The organism is Streptomyces sp. NPDC088745 (assembly GCF_044751045.1).
In the GTDB taxonomy this organism is placed as follows: Bacteria; Actinomycetota; Actinomycetes; order Streptomycetales; family Streptomycetaceae; genus Streptomyces; species Streptomyces cremeus.
On sequence record NZ_JBIVLB010000006.1, the window covers coordinates 375,372 to 399,948 of the forward strand.

21 protein-coding genes are annotated in these 24,577 nt (G+C 73.7%); 18 read left to right on the forward strand and 3 right to left on the reverse strand.

Going from position 1 to position 24,577, the window contains the following annotated elements:
* Window positions 1-115: 115 nt before the first annotated feature.
* Complete coding sequence (locus tag ACIP93_RS19095) at window positions 116-1,315, reverse strand: MFS transporter (protein ID WP_401760418.1); 1,200 nt, start codon at window positions 1,313-1,315, stop codon at window positions 116-118.
* A 278-nt stretch (window positions 1,316-1,593) separates the two neighbouring features.
* Window positions 1,594-2,898, reverse strand: coding sequence for an acetyl-CoA carboxylase biotin carboxylase subunit family protein (locus ACIP93_RS19100; RefSeq protein ID WP_401760421.1), 1,305 nt, complete (start codon window positions 2,896-2,898; stop codon window positions 1,594-1,596).
* 409 nt (window positions 2,899-3,307) lie between these two features.
* On the opposite strand from ACIP93_RS19100, the gene ACIP93_RS19105 reads away from it, so the two are divergent.
* From ACIP93_RS19105 to tpg, 16 genes are all read left to right on the forward strand, one after another.
* Window positions 3,308-4,099 carry an alpha/beta fold hydrolase gene (locus ACIP93_RS19105; protein ID WP_401760424.1) on the forward strand — a complete coding sequence of 264 codons (792 nt, stop codon included), beginning with the start codon at window positions 3,308-3,310 and terminating at the stop codon, window positions 4,097-4,099.
* A 235-nt stretch (window positions 4,100-4,334) separates the two neighbouring features.
* Window positions 4,335-4,616 carry an acyl carrier protein gene (locus tag ACIP93_RS19110; RefSeq protein WP_401760426.1) on the forward strand — a complete coding sequence of 94 codons (282 nt, stop codon included), beginning with the start codon at window positions 4,335-4,337 and terminating at the stop codon, window positions 4,614-4,616.
* Entirely contained in the window at window positions 4,613-6,043 is a 1,431-nt protein-coding gene (locus ACIP93_RS19115; RefSeq protein ID WP_401760429.1) for a TrpB-like pyridoxal phosphate-dependent enzyme, read from the forward strand. The genes ACIP93_RS19110 and ACIP93_RS19115 overlap by 4 nt, the downstream gene beginning before the upstream one ends.
* A complete protein-coding gene (locus ACIP93_RS19120) occupies window positions 6,040-7,218 on the forward strand; it encodes a hypothetical protein (RefSeq protein WP_401760430.1) in 1,179 nt (392 codons plus the stop codon). Before ACIP93_RS19115 ends, ACIP93_RS19120 begins: the two co-directional genes overlap by 4 nt.
* Window positions 7,215-8,750, forward strand: coding sequence for a class I adenylate-forming enzyme family protein (locus tag ACIP93_RS19125; RefSeq protein WP_401760433.1), 1,536 nt, complete (start codon window positions 7,215-7,217; stop codon window positions 8,748-8,750). Before ACIP93_RS19120 ends, ACIP93_RS19125 begins: the two co-directional genes overlap by 4 nt.
* A complete protein-coding gene (locus ACIP93_RS19130; protein ID WP_401760436.1) occupies window positions 8,743-10,029 on the forward strand; it encodes a type III PLP-dependent enzyme in 1,287 nt (428 codons plus the stop codon). Before ACIP93_RS19125 ends, ACIP93_RS19130 begins: the two co-directional genes overlap by 8 nt.
* A gap of 6 nt (window positions 10,030-10,035) precedes the next feature.
* Window positions 10,036-10,284, forward strand: coding sequence for a phosphopantetheine-binding protein (locus ACIP93_RS19135; protein ID WP_345219741.1), 249 nt, complete (start codon window positions 10,036-10,038; stop codon window positions 10,282-10,284).
* Window positions 10,281-11,477, forward strand: a complete 1,197-nt coding sequence (locus ACIP93_RS19140; protein WP_401760439.1) for an acyl-CoA dehydrogenase family protein — start codon at window positions 10,281-10,283, stop codon at window positions 11,475-11,477. The genes ACIP93_RS19135 and ACIP93_RS19140 overlap by 4 nt, the downstream gene beginning before the upstream one ends.
* Window positions 11,470-12,588 (forward strand): acyl-CoA dehydrogenase family protein, encoded by a 1,119-nt coding sequence (locus ACIP93_RS19145; protein WP_401760441.1) that lies wholly within the window; start codon window positions 11,470-11,472, stop codon window positions 12,586-12,588. Before ACIP93_RS19140 ends, ACIP93_RS19145 begins: the two co-directional genes overlap by 8 nt.
* Window positions 12,585-13,271, forward strand: a complete 687-nt coding sequence (locus ACIP93_RS19150; RefSeq protein ID WP_401760443.1) for a 4'-phosphopantetheinyl transferase family protein — start codon at window positions 12,585-12,587, stop codon at window positions 13,269-13,271. Before ACIP93_RS19145 ends, ACIP93_RS19150 begins: the two co-directional genes overlap by 4 nt.
* On the forward strand, window positions 13,261-14,160 hold the full coding sequence (locus ACIP93_RS19155; RefSeq protein ID WP_401760446.1) for a hypothetical protein: 900 nt from the start codon (window positions 13,261-13,263) through the stop codon (window positions 14,158-14,160). The genes ACIP93_RS19150 and ACIP93_RS19155 overlap by 11 nt, the downstream gene beginning before the upstream one ends.
* On the forward strand, window positions 14,157-15,755 hold the full coding sequence (locus ACIP93_RS19160; protein ID WP_401760449.1) for an AMP-binding protein: 1,599 nt from the start codon (window positions 14,157-14,159) through the stop codon (window positions 15,753-15,755). The genes ACIP93_RS19155 and ACIP93_RS19160 overlap by 4 nt, the downstream gene beginning before the upstream one ends.
* The gene (locus ACIP93_RS19165; protein WP_401760452.1) at window positions 15,752-16,165 is read left to right on the forward strand and encodes a hypothetical protein; all 414 of its coding nucleotides are present in this window, start codon (window positions 15,752-15,754) and stop codon (window positions 16,163-16,165) included. Before ACIP93_RS19160 ends, ACIP93_RS19165 begins: the two co-directional genes overlap by 4 nt.
* 74 nt (window positions 16,166-16,239) lie before the next feature.
* A complete protein-coding gene (locus tag ACIP93_RS19170; protein WP_401760454.1) occupies window positions 16,240-16,815 on the forward strand; it encodes a flavin reductase family protein in 576 nt (191 codons plus the stop codon).
* Between the two features lie 777 nt (window positions 16,816-17,592).
* Window positions 17,593-19,785 carry a telomere-associated protein Tap gene (gene tap, locus ACIP93_RS19175; protein ID WP_401760457.1) on the forward strand — a complete coding sequence of 731 codons (2,193 nt, stop codon included), beginning with the start codon at window positions 17,593-17,595 and terminating at the stop codon, window positions 19,783-19,785.
* Between the two features lie 3 nt (window positions 19,786-19,788).
* Complete coding sequence (gene tpg / locus ACIP93_RS19180) at window positions 19,789-20,346, forward strand: telomere-protecting terminal protein Tpg (protein ID WP_401760460.1); 558 nt, start codon at window positions 19,789-19,791, stop codon at window positions 20,344-20,346.
* 421 nt (window positions 20,347-20,767) lie between these two features.
* Here tpg and ACIP93_RS19185 read toward each other — a convergent pair whose 3' ends face one another.
* A complete protein-coding gene (locus ACIP93_RS19185; RefSeq protein ID WP_401760463.1) occupies window positions 20,768-21,901 on the reverse strand; it encodes an FAD-dependent oxidoreductase in 1,134 nt (377 codons plus the stop codon).
* A gap of 725 nt (window positions 21,902-22,626) precedes the next feature.
* On the opposite strand from ACIP93_RS19185, the gene ACIP93_RS19190 reads away from it, so the two are divergent.
* Together ACIP93_RS19190 and ACIP93_RS19195 are read left to right on the forward strand one after the other, a co-directional pair.
* Window positions 22,627-23,019: a hypothetical protein gene (locus tag ACIP93_RS19190; RefSeq protein WP_345219752.1), complete on the forward strand. Its 393-nt coding sequence runs from the start codon at window positions 22,627-22,629 to the stop codon at window positions 23,017-23,019.
* Window positions 23,016-24,161 (forward strand): N(5)-(carboxyethyl)ornithine synthase, encoded by a 1,146-nt coding sequence (locus ACIP93_RS19195; protein WP_401760467.1) that lies wholly within the window; start codon window positions 23,016-23,018, stop codon window positions 24,159-24,161. Before ACIP93_RS19190 ends, ACIP93_RS19195 begins: the two co-directional genes overlap by 4 nt.
* Window positions 24,162-24,577: the final 416 nt, after the last annotated feature.

Below are 24,577 nucleotides of genomic sequence, written 5' to 3' on the forward strand. Positions count from 1 at the left end.
ATCGCGCAGGGATGCCCCGGCAGAACCGGCGGCATGAAGCCCAGCGCCCGCCAGGCGGACCCGCGGCAGGCGTCCGGGACGCCTGCCGCGGGCTGCCTGCCGCTGTCCGGTCTCGTCATGCCGTCGGCGACGGAGCGTCCTCGGAATCCGCCTTGGACGACCGACGGCGCGTCAGCCGGAGGTCGGTCACGGCGATGGAGACGGCCGCGGCGACCACGATCGCGTTGAGGCAGAGGGCGAGGCGCGGGCCGACGCCGACCAGCGTGCCCGCCAGCGCCGTCCCGGCCGAACCGGCGGCCATCTTCAGCCCGGCCATCGTGACGAACACCTGCGCCCGGGCGTTGGGCGGGGAGTACACCGACCGCACGGCCAGGGACGCGGTGAACAGGATCGCGCTCGTCGCTCCCGCCAGGGCGAAGGTCACCAGGGCGAGGACGTAACCGGGCGCCAGCGCGCAGAGGCCGACGGCCACGGCGTTCGCGGCGATCAGTCGCAGCACCCAGCGCTCGGGTTCCCCGGTGAGCGGGAACGCGCCGGTCAGGAGTGCCCCGCAGAGGTTGCCGACGCCGTAGGCGGCGCCGAGGGCGGCGCCCGCGCCCGCCGAACCCTGGAGGTCGTTGCCGAGGACCACCGCGATCACCATCACGCCGCCGGTGCTGACCGAGGTGATCATCGTGGCGACCATGACGCGCCGCAGCGGGCCCCGCCGGACGATCACCTTGAGCGCGTCCCGTACGGGCATCGAGCGCTGCCTCGCGGCCGAGGTCCGGTGTTCCTTCGGCAGGGCGAGCATCAGCAGACCGGCCGCCACGCCGGCCGCGCCCAGCGCGACGACCGCGGTCAAGGGCCCCGCCAGGGCGGTGAGGGCGGCGACCGCGGCCGGTCCCAGGATGTTGCTGCTCCCGTAGGTCGCCGAATCCCACCCTTCGGCCCGGCGCTGGGCGCGAGTGTCCTCCCCGACGATCAGCGCGAGCCGACTGCTGAGCCCTCCCGTCATCAGCGGCTCGCAGAGTCCGCCGATGACGACGAGCGAACCCACCACGACGATGGGCACATGGTCCAGTGCCAGCCCGGCGCCGGCGAGCATCAGCCCGAAGAGGGTGAACGCGGCCGCCAGCCGCAGCCGGGGGTCGCGGGCCCCCTCCAGCCAGCGCGCCAGCCAGGGCCCGGCGATGTTCGGCAGCGTGAGCAGGGCTGCCAGGACGCCGCCGAGCGCGGCCCCGCCGTGACCGGGCCGGGCCAGTGTCAGCGCGACGAACGCGACGGGAGCGCCGCCGCTCGCCGAGCGTACGAGCGTCGCCGAGGTGAGGTACACGGTGAGTGACAGTCGCCGCCGCCGCGACTCTCCCGGGGAGTCCCGCGGTGCGGGCGCCGTCGGGCCGTCCGCCTGGTCGGGTGCGTGCGCGGCGCCGACCGGGTTCGGCTTCTTCGCCGCGGTGGTCGGATCCGGTGCCCGCGGAGTGCCGGACGTCGCGTCGTCGGCGCGCTCGCGGCGGCCGGCCGTGCCCTCTCCTTTCGGTGGGTTTCGGCCACGGTGTGCGGACGCGCTGTCGCCGCTCGTGTCGGCGGCGGTCCGTCGGCCGTGACGGCGCCTCACGCGACCGCAGCCGGGGTGCGCGTCCGCTCTGCCAGCAGCGGGAAGCCGAAGAGGTCCTCGATGTCGGCCTTGACCGCCGAGCACGCTGCCTCGGCCTCGGCGGGCGTGGGGGCCAGGGCGCGCAGCATGCCGAAGGAGTCGAAGTTGGTGCGCATGGGCGGCACCACGTCCCCGGCCCCCACCCGCACGTGGCCGGAGTGGAGCCGGGCGAGGAAGGGGGCGAACCAGTCGTCGCGAAGAGGGGAGGGCACGGTGGACTTCCGCGGGGCGGCGAGGAAGGAGTGCGAGGCCGAACCCCGCAGCGGCAGCGGGGCGTCGGGCAGCGGCCCGCCGAGGAACAGGTCGACCAGCAGGGCGAAGACGTCCACCCCGGCGACACTGCTGATGGTGTCGGGCAGGGAGCCGCCCGTCAGCCGCGGGTTGACCTCGATGAGCCGGAAGCCGGACGGGGTGTGCATCACCTCTACGTGGAAGACGCCCAGGTCGAGCCCGAGCGCGCGGCACACGTCGACGGCGTAGCGGCCGAGCGCGGCCTCGTCGGGGGCCGTGAGCCCGGAGGGGACGGTGCACCCCAGTTCCAGCACCGGGTTCTCCCGGCTCACTTTCCGGCTCGCGCACACGAGGGGGACCAGACGTCCCCCGGACGCGGCGACCTCCACGGAGTACAGGTCCCCGGAGACCAGTTCCTCGACCAGGTACCGCTCGTCGAGCTGCCGGGCCATGCCCTCGGTGAGTCCGTCGCGCTCCGCCGCCGCGACGGCGAAGTGGGCACGTACGGCGGCCGGGTCGGGGGCGATGGAGGTCACGGCCTTCCCGATGCCGAGGACGGGCTTCACGATCACCGGGTAGCCGATCGCCTCCGCGGCTTCCAACGCCCCGGCGGCGTCGGTGACCACGTGGAAGCCGACGCTGGGCACCCCGCGTTCGCGCAGGACGCGGCGGCATTCGCCCTTGTCCCGGGCCGCGAGGGTGCCGGCCGGGGAGGTGCCGCGCGCGCCGATGCGGGCGGCGAGGTCGGCGGCGGCCTGCGCTCCGTAACTCAGCGTGGAGAGCACCGCGTCGACGCTCTCGGGGTCCGCGCCCGAGGCGAGCAGCGCTCCGTGCACCGAGTCCCCGTCCAGGGGATCGGTGAACGCGGCGGAGTGGTCGGCGAGTTGGATCGCCTCCCGGCGCTGGGCGGGGGAGGCGGTGAAGTCGTAGAGGGGGCAGTGCAGGTAGGTCACGGTGTGACCGCTTCGCTTCGCATGGGCGAGTGCTTGAACACCCAGGCCGGTGGTCTCCACGAAGAGGAGGTGAGACATGGCAGCCCTTCCTCGCCGCACGGCGGCGGGGGTCGATCCGAACGGATGCGGGGTGGCGCGGGACGGGATTAGGTGTTCCCGCTGGGTGGGATTCATGCCCGGCCGGCCGGAGCCCCGAAGCGTCCGCCGACGGCCGGGCGGGGGCGCCGGGAGCGGGACGGGGCGCGTGACATGGGCTTATGCGGGAGCCCATGGAGAAAGCAGGTGTTCTCGCCCCGCCAAAAAAGGAGAGGTAGGTCACATTCCTGATTGAGGTGTGACGCACGCGGCACTAGTTAACGGAGCTCGCGCACGTCCGGAGTGTCCGATGGGCCGCACCTCGCCCGAAGGGCCCCGCAGCATTTCGGTGTCCCGCACCATCGGGTCGAGACCGACCGGTCCCGACCGCGCTTCCGAGCCGGAGGAATCTGTGAGTCGCAGCGCGAAGTCCGAAACGGTGGCCGACTTAGGAAGGCCGCTGTTGTCACCGCTGGGGAAGCGGGCCGGCGGCGTCAGCGCCGTCCTCTTCCCGCCCCTGGGGGGCGGCCTCCTTCCCTATCTGGGCCTCGTCGCCCACCTCTCCCGCCACGGCCCCGTGCACGGCATACGGGCGCTCGGCCTGGAAGAGGGCGAGGAACCCGACACCCGCATATCGGACATGGCCGATCGTTACGCCGAGGCGGTGACCGCCCTCCCCGCCCGCCCCGACCTGTTCGTCGGCTGGTCGCTCGGCGGACTGCTCGCCTTCGAGACGGCGCGACGGCTGCCCGGCGGGCGCACGCCGGACCTGGTGCTCGTCGACAGCAGCCCGGCACCGGCCCCTGAAGGCCCCGGGGCCTACGCCGCCGTCCGCCGCCGGGTGCTGAGCGAGGCCGCGGTCCACATGGACCCGGACGCCCTCGCCCGGACGGAGCGCACCGTCGACGCCCACCTCGAAGCCCGTACCCGCCACCGCGCGGAGGGACGGCATCCCGGCCGCACTCTGCTGATCACCTGTACGGGCAGTGACGACCCGCAGCAGGCCCGGCGGTGGTCACCGCACCTCGCGGACGTTTCCGTCCACTGTCTGGACACCGACCACTTCGGCGTCCTGCGCGCCCCGCACCTGCGGCAACTCTCCTCGCGCATCCAGGAGTTCACCACCTCGCTCGACAGCGACCGGTCACGGTGCCGTACGTCTGGCGCGGAACGGTGCAGAGCCGACGCGGCTCCCGTCCGCTGACCCCTCCCGCTCCCCGGGCGCACGTACGACGCCACCACGCGGCCCCGGCCCGCGGTCGGCGCGACCGCCCCCCCTCCTCCGTCTCCCCCTTCCCTCCCGTTCCGGCGGGGCGCCCTGCTGCCCCCGAACGGGCCCCGCACGGCTGCCCTCCGGCAGCGACCTCCCGTGCCCGGACACGCGCACGGCGTCCCCGGATGCCCGGCGCGTCCCTCTCCCACTCCGTCGAAGGAATGGCATGCAGCACGCACAGAACACGCCGCACCACCTCACGAGCGTCGTCAAGAAGGTGATCGCCGCGGCCTCCGAACCGCCCGCCGACCCGCGCGCCCTGACCAACGACGAACCCCTCAACGGCGAACGTCTCCGGATCAACTCCCTCACCCTCATCAGCCTGCTGGTCCAGGTCGAGGAGGAGACCGGCGTGGCCCTCGCCGACGAGTTGTTCGTCGGCAAGTCCTTCACCACCGTCGCCGACATCACCGCGATCGTCGAGCAGAGCAGCGAGGCCGCCGCATGACCGATGTCCCCCGCCAGTGGCGCAGCGTCCTTCCGCACCTCGGACAGCCGCTGCCGCCCGACCGCACCCCGCACTCCGCCGGCCGCAACGGCAGTGTGCAGGCGAACCTGCCGATGGAACTCGTCCGCCAGAGCGTGCAGTCACGCGAGTACTGGGACATTCCCGAAGAGGTCGCGGACGCCTACCGGCGCTTCCGCCCCACACCGCTGTGGCGAGCCCGCGCCTTCGAGAAGGAGGTGGGCGCCCGGGTGCCGATCTGGGTGAAGTACGAAGGCGGCAACATCTCCGGCAGCCACAAGCTCAACACCGCGCTCGCCCAGGCCTATTACTACCACCGGGCGGGCGTGCGGGAGCTGGTCACCGGCACCGGAGCCGGCCAGTGGGGCACCGCGCTGGCCGCCGCCTGCGCCCGCTTCGGCATCCGGTGCACCGTCTTCATGGTCGGCGGCAGTCTGGAACGCAAGCCGTACCGGGGCGTGCTGATGCGGATGCTCGGCGCGCGCGTCATCTCCAGCCCCAGCACCCTCACCGAGGTCGCCCGCTCCGGCCGGTCGGCGGGCAACAGCCTCGCGCTCGCGATCGGCGAGGCCGTGGAGTACGCCGCCCGCACGGACGGAGCGGCGTTCTGCATCGGCAGCGGTGAGACGTACAGCATCCTGCACCAGTCCGTGATCGGTCTGGAGGCCATCGACCAGCTCGCCGAACAGGGGGGCGAGGTCGACGCCGTGGTCGGCTGCGTCGGGGCGGGCTCCAACTTCGGCGGCATCGCCCTGCCCTTCCACGCCCGGGCCGCCGCCGAAGGCACCGCACCCCCGGCCCTGATCGCGGCGGAGTCCAGCACGACCCCGAAGCTCACCCGCGGCGTGTACGCCTACGACCGCACGGACGCCACCGGGTCGTCCCCGCTGGAGGCCATGTACACCATCGGCAGCGAGTACGCCATCCCCGACTCCCACTCGGCGGGCCTGCGCTACCACGGCGCCGCCAAACTGATCTCCGCCCTGCGGCACGCGGGACAAGTCTCCGCCACCGCCGTCGACCAGGTCGCCGCCCTCGCCGCGGGCCGGGCCTTCACCACGACGGAGATGACCCTGCCCGCACCGGAGTCCGGGCACGCCCTGGCCGCCGCCGCCCGCGCGGCGGGTGACGGCGACGCGGACGGCGACGCCCCCCGCGCCCGCACCGGAGTCCTGGTCTGCGTGAGCGGCCACGGCTACCTGGACCTCGGCGCCTACCAGCAGTTCCTCGAAGGCGAACTGACCGACCGCGCACCGGACCCGGCGGCGATCACCGAAGCCGTCGGGGGCCTCGCCCGCATCGACGCACCGGTGAACACCGCCGCGGCACCCGGCCGGCCCGCGGTCCCGACCGCCGGGACGGCCGGACGAGCGGCGGGCAGGGCCGCGGACCTCGAGGAGGCGCGATGACCGCCCCCGTCGTCGCGCGGACCGCCCCACCGGCGGATCTGCACGCCGAACTCATGGACTGCCTCCAGACCAACCTGGCCTGGCTGGCCCGTGCCGAGCACGGCGTGTCGCCACTCGTCCTCGGCGCGCGTCTGGAGTTCGCGCCCCGCACCGGCTCCGGGCGGCTGCCGACGGTCGAGGCCGACACCGACACGCACGTGGAGCGTACCGCCGGTGCGCTCGGTCTGTCCCTCACGGAACGTCACGTCCTCCCGCCCCGCGCCGCGATCCCGCCGACCGGCCCCGACACCGTGTACGTGATCGCCGACGCCTATCACCTGCCCTGGGTGCCCTACCACGGCCACACCCACATGGACCACAGCTTCCTGCTCGCCAGGGACGACTCCGGGCGGGCCGTGGTGCGCGACGGCTACCACAACGACACCCCCCACGGCCCGGCCCGGCCCGGGGCCTGGACCCTCACCGAGGAGGAGCTCGCCGCGGCGCTGCCCGACGGCGCGCGCGTCTACCGCACGACGCACACCGGGGTCCCGCGGGCCGCCACCGAGGTCGTACCGGCCACCGCGGCGGCCGTCGAGCCGTACGTGCGCGCCTACCGCGAGCACCCCGACCGTGCGGAGGCCCTCGCCCAACTCACCCTGGAAACCTGGCTGTTGGCCCGGGCCCGCCGTCTGCACGCCGCGCACCGGGCCGCCGCCACCGGCCCCGGGGCCGCGGTCGAAGAGCACCTGACGGCCTGGGGAAAGCTGACGGAACAGACCTTCCTCGCCCACCGCCGCGTCCAGCGCGGCCGACCGGAACCCACCGGTCCGCTGGAACGGCTCGCCGAACTCCTGTACGCCGACGCCCGGGTGTTCACCGCACCGGCCCCGGCCGGGGAGACGCCCCGCGGAACCGGGACGGCGGAAACCGGCCCCCCGGACACCGACACACTGCGCACGGCCGTCGCCGAGGAGGCCGCCGCCGTGCTCCGCGTCCCGGCCGCCGAGCTGCTCGCGGGCCGTGCGCTGACCGAGGTGCCGGGCTTCAGCTCCTTCCGCATGATCGACATCGTCGAGCGGATCGAGGGACGGCTGGCCATCGAGTTCGACGCCGACGATCTCGTCCCGGAGAACCTCCACGACCTCAGCGGCCTGTGCCGCATCACCGCCCGCGCCTACCGGGAGACGCCGTGATCCTGCTGCACGACCTCATCGACACCGCGGCGCACCGCACGCCGGACACACCCGCCGTCACCACCACGCAGGACCGCCTCACCCACGGCGAACTCGCCGTCGCCAGCCGGGCGGCCGCCCGCTGGCTGCGCCACCTCGGCGTCCGTCGCGGAGAACGCGTCGTAGTGGTGGCTCCCTCGGTCGTCGAGGTCGCCGTCGTGGTCTACGCCGCCTCCCGGATCGGCGCGCCCTTCGCGCTGCTGCACGAACAGACCCGCGGGCGGGCCCTGGCCCACGTCCTGGACGACGCCGAACCCGTCCTGCTGCTCGCCGACGACGAGGAGGCCCGGCGTCTGGCCGCCGAACGCGGCATCGCCGCCGCCCCCCTCTCCGACATCCCCCGCGGTTCGGGCCCGGCCCTCTCCGATGCCCCCCGCGGTTCGGACCCGGCCCCGGACCTGCCGGAACCGGCCACCGACGAGACCGGCCCGGACGCCCCGCTCCCGGTCGACCCGGTGTGCCTGATCTACACCTCCGGCACCACAGCGGCTCCGAAAGCCGTGGTGAGCACCCACCAGCAGGCGCTGTTCGCCGTCCGCGCCATCCAGGGCGAACTGCGGTACCGCCCCGACGACGTGGTCTACAGTCCGCTTCCCCTCTCCTTCGACTACGGCCTCTACCAGCTCTTCCTCGGCGCGCTGAGCGGGGCGACGGTACGGCTGGGGCTGCCCGCCGAAGCCGGGGCCACCCTGCTGCGCAACATCGAGGCCGCGGACGCCACCGTCCTGGCCTCCGTGCCCGCCGTCGCCGAGACCCTGGCCAAGCTGGTGCGCCGCTCTCCCGGCCACGGCCTGCGGCTGCGGCTGCTCACCAACACCGGCGCCGCGATGCCCCCGCAGCCGCTCGCCGTCCTCCGGGCCGCCGTCCCGGGGCTGCGCGTGCAGCTCATGTTCGGGCTCACGGAGTGCAAACGCGCCGCCATCAACCCGCCGGACGCGGACGTGGAGCACCCCGGGAGCTGCGGCCGGGCCCTGCCCGGAACCGAGATCTACGCGGCCGACCCGGACGGACGGCGACTGCCCGCGGGCGAGACCGGCGAGCTGGTGGTACGGGGACCGCACGTCATGGCGGGCTACTGGCGCCGTCCCGAGCTGACCGCCCAGCGGTTCCCGCGCCGCGACGGGCTCTTCCCCGAACTGCGAACCGGCGACCACGGGTGGCTCGACGAACACGGCTTCGTCCACTTCGCGGGCCGTCGCGACGACATCTACAAGGAGCGCGGATTCCGGGTCAGCGCCACCGAGCTGGAGGCCGCCGCCCGGCGCGTGGAGGGCGTCGAACAGGCCGCCGTCCTGCCTCCGGCCGAAGGCGTGCCCGCGATCCTGGTGGTGGTCTCCGACCGCGGGCCCGCGGACGTCCTGGACGCCATGCGCGAGGAGATCGAGGAGTTCAAGGTGCCCGGCCGCTGCGTGCCGCTGCCCGCCCTGCCCCTGACCCGCAACGGCAAGGTCGACCGCAAGGCCCTCGCCCGGGAGGTGGCCAGCCTTGTCTGAGACGATCAGCGCTCGGCCCGACGCCCCGGCCCTCCCCGACGCCCTGCCGGCGGCGGTCTCCGCCGCACTGGACACGGGCGCCGAAACACCCGCCTACGTGTACGACCTGGCACGCGTCCGGGACAACGCCGCCCGGCTGCGCCAGGCCCTCCCCGACCCGGCTGACCTCTACTACTCCCTCAAGGCCAACTCCCACCCCGGCGTGCTGCGCACCCTCAGGGAGGCCGGGACCCTGCCCGAGGTGTGCTCCCCCGGCGAGCTGGACGCGGCGCTCGCCGCGGGATGGGACGCCGGGCAGGTCCTCTACACCGGGCCCGGAAAGCGCGACCAGGACATCGACCGGGCCCTGGGGGCAGGGGTGCGCGAGTTCTGCACCGACTCCCCGACCGGTCTCGACCAGCTCGACCGGCTCGCCGGCCGGGCCGGGGTGCGAGTACGGACGCTGCTGCGGGTCAACGACGACCGCCCCGCCGCCGGACAGGGCCTCGCCATGACCGGGGTCGCCTCCCAGTTCGGCGCCGACGCGCGGTGGATCACCGACGAGCCGGAGCACTTCGGGGACCGTACCCACGTCGAGGTCACCGGCCTGCACCTGTACATGGGCACCAACCTCACCCACGCACCCGACCTGCTGGCGCAGTTCCGCCAGTCGCTCACCACGGCGGCCCGGGTCCGCGCCGTACTCGCCCCGCACACCGCGGGGCTGGACACCGCCCTCGACCTGGGCGGCGGCTTCGGCGCCCCCTTCGCCAAGGAGGGCGACGCGGCCGACCTGACCGGCCTGCGCGAAGGGCTCGCCGAGCTGCTCGACGCCTCCGCACCCGGCTGGCGCGACGGCGCGCCCCGCCCGTCGTACGAGTCCGGCCGGTACCTGGTGGGCACCGCCGGAACCCTGCTCACCCGCGTACTCGACGTGAAGCGGTCGCACGGCCGGGACATCGCCGTCCTGGAGTCCGGCATCAACCACCTCGGCGGCATGGCGGGCCTGCGCCGCCTGCCCCCGCTCAACCCGGCCCTCCTCACCGGCGGGGCAGAACGCGGCGCACCGCGGCCCACCATGGTCACCGGCCCCCTGTGCACCCCGCTCGACACCTGGGCGCGCCAAGCACCACTGCCTCCGCTGCGCCCCGGCGACCTGCTCGCCGTCCCCAACGTCGGCGCCTACGGGCTGTCCGCCAGCCTGCTCGCCTTCCTCGGCCATCCGGCCCCGCTCGAAATCGCCGTCGACGGCGACGCCGCACCGCACATCACCCGCCTCACCCTCACCCGGAAGGACTGAACCCCCATGGACGCCGTGTTCGAGAAAGTGCTCCGCGACCACCTGCCCCGCCTCCAGGAGCAGCCCCTCACCGACGACACCCGGCTGCACGACCTGGGGCTCGACTCCATGAAGTCCGTCGACCTGCTGTTCGCCATCGAGGACGAGATGGACGTCTCGCTGTCCGACGACGACCTCAACGAGGAGACCTTCGCGACCGCCGGTTCGCTGTGGCGGGCCGTGGACGCCGCGCGCAGCTCCGAGGCGATCGCGTGACCGCCACCTCCACCGCGCCCGCCGCGGCCGGCCGGGGCGGGGCTCCGCTCCCGTTCGCCGCACTGGTCGAGGAAGCCGCCGAGGTGACCGCGGTGCACGCGCGGCGCACCGACACCGAAGCGGCCTTCCCCGCCGAGGCGCTGGACTCGTTGCGCCGCACCCGGCTGCTCGGCCTGCTCGTGCCGGCCGCCGAGGGCGGCCTCGGCGGCGACCTGGGCGACGTGCTCACCGCCACCCGCCGGCTGGGCCGCGAGGACATGTCACTCGCCATGATCTTCGCGATGCACTGCCAGCAGGTGGCCGCCCTGGTGCGGCACGCCGACGGCAAGCTGCGCGACGACCTCCTGCCCCGGATCGGAAGGGGCGAGACGTACCTGGCCTCAGTCACCACCGAAGCGGGCAAGGGCGGCGCACTCCTCACCGCCACCGCGCCCCTCCGGCAGCGCGAGGGCCACCTGCTCCTGGACCGCTTCGCGCCCATCGTCACCGGCGGCGCCCACGCGGACGGCTTCCTCGTCACCATGCGCAGTCCGGACTCCGATAACGAGAACGACGTCTCGCTCGTGTACGCCGACCGCAGCCAGCTCGAGGTGGCCTCCGCCGGCCGCTGGGACCCGCACGGCATGCGAGCCAGCCACAGCGGCGCGCTCCACCTGCGCGGCACCGTCCCCGAGCACCAGGTCGTGGGGGAGCACGGCCGTTTCCGCGACATCGTCACCCGCACCTTCGGCCCCCTCGCCCACCTCGGCTGGAGCGCCGCCTGGCTGGGCACAGCCGAGGGCGCCCTGGCACGCACCGTCGGCATGCTCCGCTCCGCCCGGACCCGCGGCAGCCTCTCCCTCGACTCCGAGCTGCTGCTCACCCGGATCGCCCGGGTACGGCACCGGCTGGAGGCCGTCGCCGCGCTGCTGGCCCACACCCTCGACACCGTCACGCACGAGGACGTCTCCCGGCCCCGCGTCCAGCTCCTGGTCAACGGACTGAAGGTGACCGCATCCGAACAATGCCACGCGGCGGTGCACGAACTCGTGGAGATCGTCGGGCTGCGCCACGGCTACCTGAGGGACTCACCCCTCGCGCTGGAACGGGCCCTGCGCGACCTGCGGTCGGCGAGTCTCAACTTCAGCAACGACCGACTGCTGCTGGCCGACGGCAAGCTCACCCTCCTCGACGCGGAGGTGCGCCTTGCCTGAGGCCGTGGAACTCCTCCAGCGCGGGCGCCCCGCCCCGACGGCACGGCCCGCACCGGCCGACGCGGCGTCCGGACGCGAGCTGTGGGCCCGCTTGGGCGCGGCGGGCACGCTGCGCGGGCTCTACCGGGAGGAGCTGCCCGAACACGGGATCGTCCCCGACCGGCTCCGCGACCTGATCGTCCGCGCCGAGGCGGACGAGGGCGCCGGACCCCTGCTGTCGGTCTGCGTCCAGGCCGCCACCGTGCTGCCGCTGCTCGCGGAGGCCGGCCGGCGCGGGCCCGCCGCGGCGGACGTCGCACGGCGGATGCTCGACGGCCGCTCTGTCGTAGCCCTGGCCGCCACCGACAGCGGCCCCGGCTCCGACCTCGCCCTCCTGGCGACACACGCCGAGGAGACGGCCGCCGGAACGGTGCTGCACGGCACCAAGCGCTGGATCACCAACGCGGTCCACGCCGACCTGCTGCTCGTCCTGGCCCGCCGCCGCCCCGGCCCCCACTTCACCAACTTCGCCTGGTACCTCGTGCCCGCCGACGACCCGCACGTACGCGTCGAAGCGGCACCGAGTCCCTACTTCACGGGATCGGGCACCGGTCACGTCCACCTCGATGGCGTACCGGTGCTCGCGGACGGACCGGTCGGCGGCGCGGGACGCGGATTGGCCCTGTTCGCCCGGCACATCGCGGTGGAACGCCTCGCGGGCGGCCTGTGGGCGGTGGCGGCCTGCCGCCGGGCGCTGGCCGACACCCGGAAGCGGCTGGCGGAACGCGGCCTGTGGGAGCAGCCCGCGATCCGCCAGCGGCTCGCCGCCGCCTTGGTCCGCACCCGTCAACTGGAGGTGCTGGTCGAGACGTTGGGACCCGCTGTCGCCGCCGAGCACGACCACACCGGTGCGGCGCTGGTGAAGGCGGCGGCCGGGGAGACGGCCGACCACGTCCTCGACGTCTGCGCGCACCTGTGCGGTGCGGACGGCTTCGCCGCCGCGGGCATGCAGCACCGGCGCGCGGAGGCCGCCTTGTTCGGCATCGCCGGCGGCAGCACCGAGACCGTCCTCGCCGCCGTCGCCCAACAGGCGGAAGCACTGCTGTCCCCGCCCGGCGGGACGGCACCGTGAGCGCCGCCACCGCCCCGGCGCTCCCCGGCCCGGCAGCCCGGCAGCCCGGTTTCGATGTCGTCGAGGCGGCGACCGGCGTATGGGTGGCCTGGACGCGCGCGGCCGCCCCGAGCACCCACCCCGCCGACCTCGCGGACGTGGGCGGACGGCCCCGGTGGCGGCGGCGCCAGTCCCTCGCCGCCAGGGGACTGCTGCGCGCCCTGCTCGCCGAGGTGTGCCCCGCGGCCCAGGACGTCCCGCTGATCGCCGGTGCCCGCGGCCGTCCCCTGCTGGAGGGGCTGCCCGGTCTGGGAATCAGCCTCTCCCACGACGCGGCGGACGACACCGGGGGCGGTGACCTGGTGGCCGCCGCCGTGGCCCCCGGCCGACGGGTGGGCGTGGACGTCCAGCTCCCTCCCGGCCCGGACCTCTCACCCGGCCTGGTCCGCCGGTGCCTGCGCGCACGCGCCGCGGAACTGTCCGCGCTGCCGGCCGATCGCCGCGCCCTGGAGTTCGCCTGGGTGTGGACCGTGCAGGAGGCCTGCGTGAAGGCCGACGGCACCGGCATCGCCGGCCGCCCGTGGTCCCTCGACGTCCCGGTGCGACCCGGCACCGGCACCGTCGGAGATCTCACCTGGATCGCCCTGCGTCACCTCAGTGTCCACCCCGTGAGCTGCGCCTTTGGAGACGCCCGTGCCTGCTGAAGCACTGAGCTGCTACACCACCAACCTCAAGGAACACCTTCGTCTCACCCACCCCGCCGCCGAACGGAAACTGGCCACCGGTTTCACCCTCTCCGTCCGTCGCGACGGCCTCGACGGCCTGATGGCCTTCAGCCACCACGACCGGGTGGCGCCCGACTTCGGCTACCGCGGCGCACGCCGCTGGGAGGACGCCCTGTCCGCCCTCCGGGGCGAGTTCGCCAGGCAGGGCGACGTCCTGGCCGTGGCCAACTGCCGCAACCTGCCGTGGAGCCCGTCCCACCTCGTGCGCGACGTACCGCACTGGCTTCGCCTCGCCGCCCGCGACGGTGACCGCTGGCTGGTGGTGGACGACTTCGACGCCCTGCTGCCCGAAGGCCATCAGTCACCGCACCGCGGCTGGGTCGAAGAAGCCGGACTGCGGGAACTGCTGGCCCCGCTGCCGGGCCTGGAGACCGCACTGCACCAGCGTGACGTGTACGCCCTCGGCGGTGGCCCCGCCTGGGTGCCCGACCCGGGGAACCACCGCTGGCTGGAGCACGGCGCCGGCCGCTTCGATCCGCGCCCCGGCGACTGGGTCCGGGGCACCGCCGCCTCGCTGGCCCTGCTCCGCGACCTGCTGCCGTCCGACCCGCAGGCACAGGTCCGCTACGCCGAGGACCTCTGGGCCGCGGCGCGCCACCACCAGTACCTGCACCGCGCCGAGCCCGCGACCGCCGCCGCCTGGGGCGAGCTGTCCCGCTCACTGCGCTACGCGGCCCAGTCGGCGGCACGCGGCAGGCCCCGCGCCTCACTGGTGCGCACCGCCTTCGAGCGCATCCTCACCGCGACCGGAGGCGGCGAAGCGCCCGCTCTCCGTCCCACCGCCGCGCCTGCGGGAGCGGCCCGGTGACCCCCCGCACCGGGGACCGCCCCGGCACCCTGCACGCGTGGTTCGCGGCGTCGGCCGCACGCCACCCCGACCGCACCGCCCTGGAAGCCGACGGGCAGACCCTCACCTACCGCGAACTCGAGGACTTCAGCGCCCGCGTCGCGGACGGCGTCCTGCGGGCCCGCCCCGACCCGCCGCGCCGCGTCGGTCTGCTGGGCGGCAGGAGCCCCGCCACGTACGCCGGTTACCTGGCCGTCCAACGGCTCGGCGCCACAGTCGTCCCGCTGAACACGGCATGGCCCGGCGCCCGCAACGCCTCGGTCGCCCTCCGCGCCGGGCTCGACCTGATCCTGACCGACGGGACCGGCGGACCGCACGAGCTGCCCGTGCCGTCGCTCGACCTGGCCGACGCGGCCGGCGGCTCCGCGCAGGGCCCGCCTCTCCCCGCGGAACCGGGAGCGCCCGCCTACGTCCTGTTCACCTCCGGCAGCACCGGCGCCCCCAAGGGCGTGCCGGTACTCCATGACAACGTCGCCCCGTACCTCGCCCACGTCATCGACCGCTACGAGATCGAACCCGGCTCCCGCCTGTCCCAGACCTTCGACCTCACCTTCGACGTCTCCGTGTTCGACATGTTCGCCGCGTGGGGCGGCGGCGCGACCCTGGTCGTCCCGAGCCGGGACGAGATCCTGGCACCCGTACGGTTCGTCAACGACCGCCACCTGACCCACTGGTGCTCCGTCCCGTCAGTGATCTCCTTCGCCCGCCGGATGCGGGCGCTGCGCCCCGGCGCCATGCCGGAACTGCGGCACAGCCTCTTCGCGGGGGAGCCGCTCACCCTCCAGCAGGCCCGGGCATGGCAGGCGGCGGCGCCGTCGTCCCGGCTGGAGAACTTCTACGGCCCGACCGAACTGACCATCACCTGCTCGGAGTTCACGCTCGACACCTACATGGACCACTGGCCCGCGACCGTCAACGGAACGGTGCCGATCGGCCATGTCTACCCGCACCTCGAACACCGGATCCTCGACGCCGAGGGGAGGCCGGCGGAGGAGGGAGAACTGTGCGTGCGGGGACCCCAGCGATTCCCCGGCTACCTGGACCCCGCCGACAACGAGGGGCGCTTCTGGGACCTGGACGGCGATCGTCCCGCGGACCCCGCCGCCGCGGCGTCCGGTTCCGCGACGGGCCCTTCGGGCACGGTCCCGGCGGCCCTGTGGTACCGCACCGGCGACCGGGTCCGCCCCGTCGGCCGGGACGGACTCCTCCACCTGGGCCGCCTCGACCACCAGGTGAAGGTCGACGGCTACCGGGTCGAACTCGGCGAGATCGAGTCCGCGCTGCGCGACCAGCCCGACGTGCACGACGCCGTGGTCCTCGCCCTTCCCACCGCACACGGCGGCACCGAACTGCACGGCGTGTGCACGGGCGACGCCCTCGACTCCGGCACGCTGCTGGCCGCACTCCGCGAACGGCTGCCCGCCTACATGGTCCCCGCCCTCCTCCACATTCATCGCGAACTGCCCCTGAACGGCAACGGCAAGACGGACCGAGCGGCCCTCGCCGCCCTGCTGCACGAGGTCCCCGCGGCGACAGCGGGCCGGGGACTCCGATGACACGCCATCCACCCGCGGCCCTCGCCGGAACCCGTCCCGCCGAAGACCACGACACCCGTGCCCGCCCGGCTCTCCGCTGCGTCTCCGTCCGGGGCGCCGACCCCGGCGAACCCCCGCCGCGGACCGAACCGGGCGTCCTCACCGTCCACCGCGCCCCCTGGCGCGACGCTCCGACACCCCCGCCGGAAATACCGCCGCACCACGCCCCCGTGGCCCTCTCCGCCACGGTGCTCGGCCAGCTCCCGGCCGGCCCGCTCCCCGACGGCCTCGGGCGGCAGTCGGCGTCCGTACGCTCCGCCGACCGCCCACCGGTCCGGCAGCACGGCCAGGAGCGCCCGGGACACGTCGTCGTCGACGCGGCAGTCATGACGGACTCCAGACGCGGACATGGCCCGTGCGGGAAGCACTGAGCCCGGCCCTCCACCACGTCCCGAGTCCCGTGTACGACGTGCCCCCTTCGACACTCACTTTCCCAGGAGCCACCATGGGTCTTCCCACCCCCACTGCCACGCCCTTGTCATCGACCTCCGGCAGCCGCCCCCAGCAGGGGCAGCGCGCCGACCGTGACGCCTTCTGCGCCGCCATGACCCACCTCCCCAGCGGCGTCAGCATCATCACGACCCAGGGTCCGGACGGCCCGCTGGGCTGCACCGTCAACTCCGTCATCTCGCTGTCCGCCCAACCGCCCTCCCTGCTGGTGTCGCTCGCGGCCACCAGCCGCACCCTGCTCCATGCCCTGCGCACCGGCGGCTTCGCCGTCAACGTCGTCTCATGGCGACAGCGGGAGCTCTACCGCCGGTTCGCCCAGGGAGACCCCCTACGACGCTTCGACGGCGTCACGCACACCGTTCGTGACGGCCAGCCCGTGCTGGCCCACACGTCCGCCGTGTTCACCTGCACCGTCGAACGGTCCATAGAGGTGGGCGACCACACCCTCCTGGTGGGCAGTCCCACCGAGGCGTTCCACGACGCGGACGCCCGCCCCCTGGTCCTCCACCGCCACCGCGCACACCGACTCGACCCGTACGCGGCACGCTCCCGAGAGGCCGACGCGGGGTGACGCCCACGCGGCCCGGTGGCCGGAACGCCGCGGCCACGGCCCTCGGCGGAGCTGGCGGACCCGCTGTGGCGGCCGTGTTCGCGCGCCTCACGAAGCCGGTGCCGGGGGCTGGGAAACCGCGAGGCGCAGCGTCATGACCGCGTGGTCGGTCAGCCCCGCTTCGCGGGCTTCCTGGTGGTAGTCGCAGGCCAGGACGCGCTCGGCGTGGGGTGTGGAGACGAAGAGGTGATCGGGGCGGAAGCCGCTGCCGCTGCACCCGAACAGGAGGGGGCGACTGCATCGGGGTGAAGGCGTCGGTGAGGCCGACGGCCCGGAACGAGTTGTGGAAGTCGTACTCCCGGTCGCCGAACACCTTGTGCGGGGGCTGGTGGCCGCGCTCGATGACGTTGAGGTCCCCGGCCACGATGACGGGCACGTCCGGGAAGGCGGCGAGTAGCTGCCCGTCAGTTCGTCCGCGGAAGCACTCACACGCGTGGGCTCCGGAGCGCAGGCCGAGCCGATGCCACCGGCCCCCTCCCACCCCGGGCTCCGGCTCGCCCACCCACAGAACTGGCGTTCCCAACCCCGCACTTGGCGGATTACGGCACGGCCTGACTACGCGGCCTCGGTGAAACGCACTCCCTGTTTCTCCTCCTGTTTCAACCGCCCTGCGAAAACAGTCTGTTGCACGCCTTGCCCGCCCCCCGTATGACAACCTCACCAGGTGTGCGATTTACGTGCGATCCAGTGTTCGATTCACGCGCGATTGGAGTATGGTGCCTGTCGGAGGTGACCTCTGTGTCCACTGAGAACGAGCTGTTCAGCGCCGTCGACGCGCTGCTGGAGCAGGTCGCGCAGGACGACCTGCCAGAGCCTGCGGAGCGCAAGCGCCTGCGGGAGGCTGCGGGTCTGAGCCAGGCTCAGATCGCTACGGCGTTGGACGCCCGCCGCGAGGCGGTCGGGAACTGGGAGACCGGGCGGACCGAACCGCGGCCGCCGAAGCGCGCCGCGTACGCCCGGCTGCTGGAGGGCCTCGCCGCCCGCTTCCCCGCCCCGGCGTCCGACGTTCCCGCCGCCGCCCCGGCCCCCGTGGCCCCGGAGGCGTTCACCGGTCCGGCACCGGAACCCGCCCCGGCGGCCGCCGCCCCGCCGTCCCGCCCGAAGGAGGAGGCGAGCACCACCACCAGGCCCGCCCCGCCGTCACGACGCCCGGGTGCGAAGAAGGCGGCGGCGAAGAAGACCACGGCGTCGGCGGCCGCCGTCGACCCGCGCTTCGAGAACGGCCCGCTCGCGGTCATCGACTGCCAGGACGGGCAGGTGTCCGCGTACTGCGTCGGGGGCCTGGCCCTGGACGTACCCGCCAAGAGCATTGCGGCACTGGTCGACTGGACACTGAGCGAGGCCCGGCTCGGGCAGGCCCGGCTGCACCGCAACGGCCGCGACGCCGATCCGATCCTCGTCCTCACCGCGTCCGCGCTGGAGCGCTACGGCCTGCCGGTCGCCCTGTCGGAGCAGGAGCGGCACGCGGGCCGGCTCCCGTCCGGCCACAAGGTGGTCAAGCAGATCGAACGGGCCGGGCTCAAGATGAGCCGGCGCGGCTTCGGCCCGTGGGCCCGCGTCTACCGCGACCCCGAGGGCTCCCGGCGCCGCTGCGTCCAGCTGTGCGTCCTGCCCTGGAACGCGTTGGACCCCCGCGAGTGGGACAAGCGCGACGACCCGCGGCTGCCGACGATGCACCCGGCCGACCTCGTCCAGTACCTCGGTCTGTACGCGGCCCGGGTGATCACGCCGCGCGGCAGCACCGCGACGACCGGCCTGGAGCTGATGACCGCGCTGCGCCCGCCGACCCGCGCCGAGAAGGACCCGGCCACCGGCGAGTTCAAGCCCGCGTTCAACGACGACGCGATCACCGCCAAGTACGACGTCGTGCCGTGCGAGGTCCCCGACGAACACCCGATCCTCAAGGGCCGGTTCGCCCGGCACCACCTGCGCACCCCGGCAGAGATGCTGATGGAGGAGCCGTACGACTGGTGCCGTCCGCTGACCGATGAGGAGTGCGCCAACCCGTACCTGGTCGTCATCGACATCAACATGTCGTTCGCCGCGGCCGCGAACGGCCTCGTGGTCGGGCTGAACGGGCCGACCCATCTGGAGAACAACCCGAGGTTCGATCCGGCGCTGCCCGGCTCGTGGCTGGTCGACCTCTCCCACGTCGACCTCTCCCGCGCCCGGGTCAACGGCCGCACGGTCGACGGCTCCCGGCTGCCCTCCCCGTTCACGCCGAAGGGGGACCACCCCGAGGGCCCGGCCTGGTACGCCACCCCGACGGTCGCCTACGCGGTGGAGCTCGGCTTCGACGTCGCACCGGTCGAGGCGTACGTGCGCACGAAGACCGGCCGCTACCTGGACTCCTGGTACAAGCGGCTGCGCGACGCGTACGTGGAGACGATGGCCGACATGGGCGTCACCACCGACCTCCAGGGCGAGGAGTTCCTCGACGCGATGGCGCGGCGCAAGCAGGTCGACCCGACGATGGCGCTGCTGGAGACCGCGATCAAGGCGACGGCGAAGGGCGCGATCGGCAAGCTGCGCCAGCGGTCCCGGGGCCAGGTGCCGTACTACGAGCCCTACCCGGCGCTGGACCGGTGGACGTGGCGCCCGGACATCCGGGCCGCCGTGCTGGCGAGCCAGCGGACCGGCCTGCACCGCAAGCTGATGAAGACGGCGGCCGCCGCCGACCTGTACCCGGTCGCGATCGGCACCGACGCGATCGTCTATCCCTCGCCGGGGCCGTCCCCGCTGGACGTTCTGCCGACCACGCCCGAGGGCAAGCCGGCGCCGGGCACGTTCCGGCTCGGGGTCTCGCCCGGGATGGTCAAGCACCAGGGCACGCAGACCGTCCTGTGGGCGGAAGCCCAGTTCGAGGAGCGCGGCGTCTTCAACATCTCCAACCTCATCAAGACCGACCAGAGCGCCGGAGAAGGGGAGTAGGCCGTGGTGGACTTGCTCGGGGACAGCCTGGACCGCGCGCTGGAGGGGGCGTTCACCCGCCGCGTCCCGCAGAGCGCCCAGGCGCAGATGAAGTACCTCGTCAAGCAGCTCAAGGGCACCAGGGCCGCCGCCCAGGTGCTCGGGGTCTCCCAGCGCACCGTGGAGCGGTACGTGACGGGCAAGCTCAAGCGGCCCCGCCAGGACCTGCGCGGCCGTCTGGAGCGCGAGGTGAAGAAGAGGTGGCAGCCGCAGATCCGCGCGAAGGCGAGGAAGAAGGCGGCGTCCACGGACGGGCTGGTCGTCTCCACCCGCGCCCGCTTCGGCTTCGAAGCCGCCGACGGCACGACCGACGACGCCCGGATCCGGGACATCACCCAGGCCCTGCCGCCCGAGTACGCCGACAAGCTGTTCACCGCACGGGAGCAGGGCCAGAACGAGGACCAGCTCCGGCAGATCGCCGCCGACGGCCTGGCCCGGATGTACTTCCGGGCCAACAACAGCCGCGCGCACGGCCTGGGCGTGGAGTTCACCGACGTGGAGCGGCTCGACATCGAGCTGTAGGCCAGGCGCCTGCCACGAGCGCCGCGTCCCTGTGGTGACTGAGCACTTCACTTGCCGGATGAGCGGTCGAGTTGGCGAACTGAGCATCCGCGCGTGGGGATGCCTGGCAAGCCGAAGCGCTCAGTCACACGTTGTCGAGGAGGGGTTCCCACTTCCCGAGCCCTCTGCGGATCTTCTCGGCGGGGACGCCGCCCTCAGTCCTGGGAACTTGACGACCCGGGCATGCCCGACTGGCTGAGGCGGTATCTCTGATCACACCCCTCTTCCTGCAGCTCTGGAACGCATCACCGCGTGCCTGTACCGGCAAGCGCAGGGGACGGACCTCCTCGGTGGCGAGCGTCTGCCGGGCGCTCGCCGAGCACGCGGGCACGCCTGGGAGGGCAGGGGCTGTTGCGCGGTGCCTGCCGCCGGGGCCGTGCCGTCAGCCGGTACCGAGTCCGGTGCTGCCGTCCGGCCGGAGGCCGTCGAGGTCGAGTCCTTCGCCGGCCTCCATCGCGGCGGCCTCGGCGCTGCGGGGGAACAGGGTCTGTTCGTATGTCCGCAGGGCGGTTTCCGGGTCGTCGCGGTGTGTGGCGAGGGCGAGGGCGAGGTCGGCGCCGTCGAGCATCGCCAGGTTGGCGCCCTCGCCGTTGGGGGCCGTGAGGTGGGCGGCGTCGCCGAGCAGGGTCACTCCCGGCACCCGCTCCCACCGGTGCTGGTCGGGCAGCGCGTACAGCGGGCGCAGGAACGGCCCGAGGTCGCTTTCGGTGATAAGTCCGGTGAGCTCCGGCGCCCAGCCGTCGAACTCCGCGGCGATGCGTCCGGCAGCCGCGGCGGCATCGGTGAAGTCGACGGTGTCGAACCATTCCTGCGGTTCGTGCAGCCCGATGTACACGTGCAGGGTGTCTCCCTTCTCCCGGTGGGCGAAGATCTCCCGGCCCGGCTGGAGCGCGATCATCGATCCGCCGCCGACCGTCTTCGCGGCGGCCGGATGCCGGGTGGCGGCGTCGAACAGGTAGGTCTCGACGACCGATTTGCCGATGTACTGGGGGGTGGCGGCGGAGACCAGCGGCCGCACCCGGGACCACGCGCCGTCCGCGCCGACCAGCAGGCGTGCCACGACGGTGCTGCCGTCGGCGAACGTCACCTCGTGGTGGCCCCGGCGCAGGGTACGGGCGGCGGTGACCTTGCGGCCCCACCGGACGGTGCCGGCCGGGAGCGAGTCGAGCAGGATCTGCCGCAGGTCGCCCCGCTGGATCTCCGGGCGTCCGCCGGTTGGGTCGTCGGCCTTGTCGAGCAGGACGGTGCCGTTGGGGTCCAGGAACCGCATGGCCTGGCGCCCCTCCAGGACAAGGCCGCGGAACTCGTCCGTCAGCCGGGCTGCTTCGAGGGCCAGTTGGCCGTTGTAGTCGTGGATGTCGAGCATTCCGCCCTGCGCCCGCGAGGTGGGTGACGGCTCCGCCTCGTAGACCGTGGCCGGTATGCCGTGGAGGTGCAGGACGCGGGCGAGCGTGAGGCCGCCGAGCCCGGCGCCGATGATGGTGACGTCGGTGGTCGGGGTGGGGGCAGTGGTCATCGGGGCTTCCCTGTCGGATTCGGACGATCGTGGCCGCCGGGCGGACGATCGGCGGCGCGGACGGGCTCCAATGTGCCTGTGCGCACGGACAGATCGCCGACAGATCACCGACTCCTCGGGCAGATCGCCGACGGATGACCGACAGGCCGCCGGTCACCGCTGGTCAGCGACACACAGCACAGAGGCGAAACGTCTCGACTGCCAGCTCTGGAAAGCGGTGCCGGGCGGGCCGGCGCTCGTGGCGTCCGCACTCTGGTGTCGGCGGCGCTGAGCTGCCCGGCGTGAGCCGCGCCGGCCGGGTGGGCGTCCCGGCCGGGTGGGCGTCCCGGCATCGGTCTGCCCGCCTCCGCGACGGCAGACGGCGGAGTCCGCGCGGCCGGGCGGCTGGGGAGGAGGGCAGCGGCGCCCGAGGGGCGGGGCCGGGGCGCCCCAGAGGGTGGGGCAGGTCCGCCGGACGGTCCGCCGGACCGCGTCCGTCCGTCAGGCCCGTACGAGAGGCTGCCGTGGCCGGCCCGGGCGCATGGCTCCCGAGGGCACAGGGGTGCTTTTCCAGCCCTGTGCCAGGCGGCTCCTCATCGCCGTTGCCGGGCCGGGTGTTCGGACCCGTCGCACATCGGAGTACGGTGGCAGTACCGGGCGTACACCGCATGCCGTCACCCTTTTCGGCATCGCTCTCGGAGAACGCCGAGCCCGGGGACCCGCCGGCCCCCGAGGACGTGGGACCGATGTACTCGCAATCCTCCATCTCCAGCCGTCGCAGCGGACGTCCGGCGCCGACCGAAGAGATGCTTCACGGCCTGGCCTGCGTCATCTGCGGCACCGACTACCGCACCGCGGCGACCGCGGACGCCGTCGTGGTCGCCCACGGTCACGACGGGCCCGCCCTGGCCTGCCGGGGCGTGTGCGCCCGGATGTCCAGTGGGTCCGCCGCCGGTCTGGACGAGCCCCGGCCGCCCCTGGCCGAGCGCGTACGCCGGTACGAGGCCGGGCGCGTACGTCGGCAGGCCGAGCAGACGCGGGCCGACCGGACGCAAGGCGACCCCGCCCCGGCCGACCGGACGCCGGACGGCCCCACGCAGGACGGGCACACGCCGGGCCCGACGGGGCGCGACGCGTGAGCCTCATGACCCTCGGCGTGCTGTCCTCCCGCCACAAGGAGAACGAGTTCCGCCTGCCGCTGCATCCGCGCCAGCTGGACCGCATCGACCCCGACGTGCGCGCACACGTCTTCCTCGAACAGGGCTACGGCCTGCGTTTCGGCCTCGACGACGCGGCGCTGCGCCCCTTCGTGGGCGGCCTGCGTTCCCGCGAGCAACTGCTGGCCGACAGCGACGTACTACTGCTGCCCAAGCCGATGCACGAGGACGTCGCGGCGATGCGCACGGGCCAGGTGCTGTGGGGGTGGCCGCACTGCGTGCAGGACGCGGCGCTGACCCAGATGGGCATCGACCGACGACTGACCATGATCGCCTGGGAGGCCATGAACCACTGGACCGCGGCAGGTGCCTTCAGCGTGCACGTCTTCCACAAGAACAACGAACTGGCCGGTTACAGCTCCGTCCTGCACGCCCTGCAACTCGGTGGTGCGACGGGCAGTTACGGCCGGCGCCTGCGGGCGGTGGTCATCAGTTTCGGCGCGACGGCGCGCGGAGCGGTGACTGGCCTGGGCGCCATGGGCGTCTCCGACGTCACGGTGCTCACCCAGCGCGACGCCGTGGCGGTCGCGTCGCCGATGTCGTCCGTGGTGATGAGCCACTTCCGGGAGCGGCCGGACGACCCGTCCCGGCTCCAGGCCCTGACCCCCGCCGGGCCGGTGCCGCTCGCCGAGTACCTGGCCGGATTCGACATCGTCGTCAACTGCATACGGCAGGACACCGGCACGCCGCTGATGTTCGTCACCGAGAAGGAGCTGGACCTCTTCCGGCCGGGGACGTACTTCGTGGACGTGTCGTGCGACAGGGGCATGGGCTTCGAATGGGCACGTCCGACCACCTTCGACGCGCCGATGTACCTCGTCGGTGACGGCTGCCACTACTACGCCGTCGACCACAGCCCGTCGCTCCTGTGGGATTCGGCCACCTGGGAGATCAGTGAGGCCGTGCTGCCGTACTTGCGCAGGGTCCTCGAGGGCCCCGAGGCGTGGGAGGCTGACGCCACGATCAGAAAGGCGATCGAGATCCGCGACGGCGTGGTGCGCAATCCGGAGATTCTCGCCTTCCAGCACCGGGCCGCGGCCCACCCGCACGCCCCGGCCTCGTAGGGTTCCGGCGGTTTGACGGACGAAGGGCGCGCCGGTGCCTACGCCACCGGAGCCGTGGGCGAGGTCGATCTCCCGCGACGGGCCGCCCTTGGCAATCCGACTTCCGTGACAAGCCGTCCAAGTGCGATGGCAGAGGACACTATCCGCCACATCCTGTAACCCGACGATCCCAGTTGCTCCTGGGCGGCTCACAGCCCGTTTCCTCAGGTGGGCGCATCGCGCTGTAAGGGTGTGAGGTGCGAGGCGAGGGCCTGCGCCAACGGGGTGGCGCTGCTCCTGATCGTGCTGCTCACCGTGGTCTCCAGCGGGCTGCTCCTCGATGGGCAGCGGGGCGGTGACCGCCGACGGTGACGTGCTGCTCATGGTCCTGGCGGTGGGCGCCGGATTGCAGCACGGTGATGTCGCAGGGGCAGCGC

What these genes read in the sequence shown, in the direction of transcription:
- ACIP93_RS19100 (WP_401760421.1), bottom strand. Translation starts at nt 2,898, where the DNA reads ATGTCTCACCTCCTCTTCGTGGAGACCACCGGCCTGGGTGTTCAAGCA.
- ACIP93_RS19110 (WP_401760426.1), top strand. Translation starts at nt 4,335, where the DNA reads ATGCAGCACGCACAGAACACGCCGCACCACCTCACGAGCGTCGTCAAG.
- ACIP93_RS19190 (WP_345219752.1), top strand. Translation starts at nt 22,627, where the DNA reads ATGTACTCGCAATCCTCCATCTCCAGCCGTCGCAGCGGACGTCCGGCG.
- ACIP93_RS19185 (WP_401760463.1), bottom strand. Translation starts at nt 21,901, where the DNA reads ATGACCACTGCCCCCACCCCGACCACCGACGTCACCATCATCGGCGCC.
- ACIP93_RS19120 (WP_401760430.1), top strand. Translation starts at nt 6,040, where the DNA reads ATGACCGCCCCCGTCGTCGCGCGGACCGCCCCACCGGCGGATCTGCAC.
- ACIP93_RS19115 (WP_401760429.1), top strand. Translation starts at nt 4,613, where the DNA reads ATGACCGATGTCCCCCGCCAGTGGCGCAGCGTCCTTCCGCACCTCGGA.
- ACIP93_RS19165 (WP_401760452.1), top strand. Translation starts at nt 15,752, where the DNA reads ATGACACGCCATCCACCCGCGGCCCTCGCCGGAACCCGTCCCGCCGAA.
- ACIP93_RS19170 (WP_401760454.1), top strand. Translation starts at nt 16,240, where the DNA reads ATGGGTCTTCCCACCCCCACTGCCACGCCCTTGTCATCGACCTCCGGC.
- ACIP93_RS19135 (WP_345219741.1), top strand. Translation starts at nt 10,036, where the DNA reads ATGGACGCCGTGTTCGAGAAAGTGCTCCGCGACCACCTGCCCCGCCTC.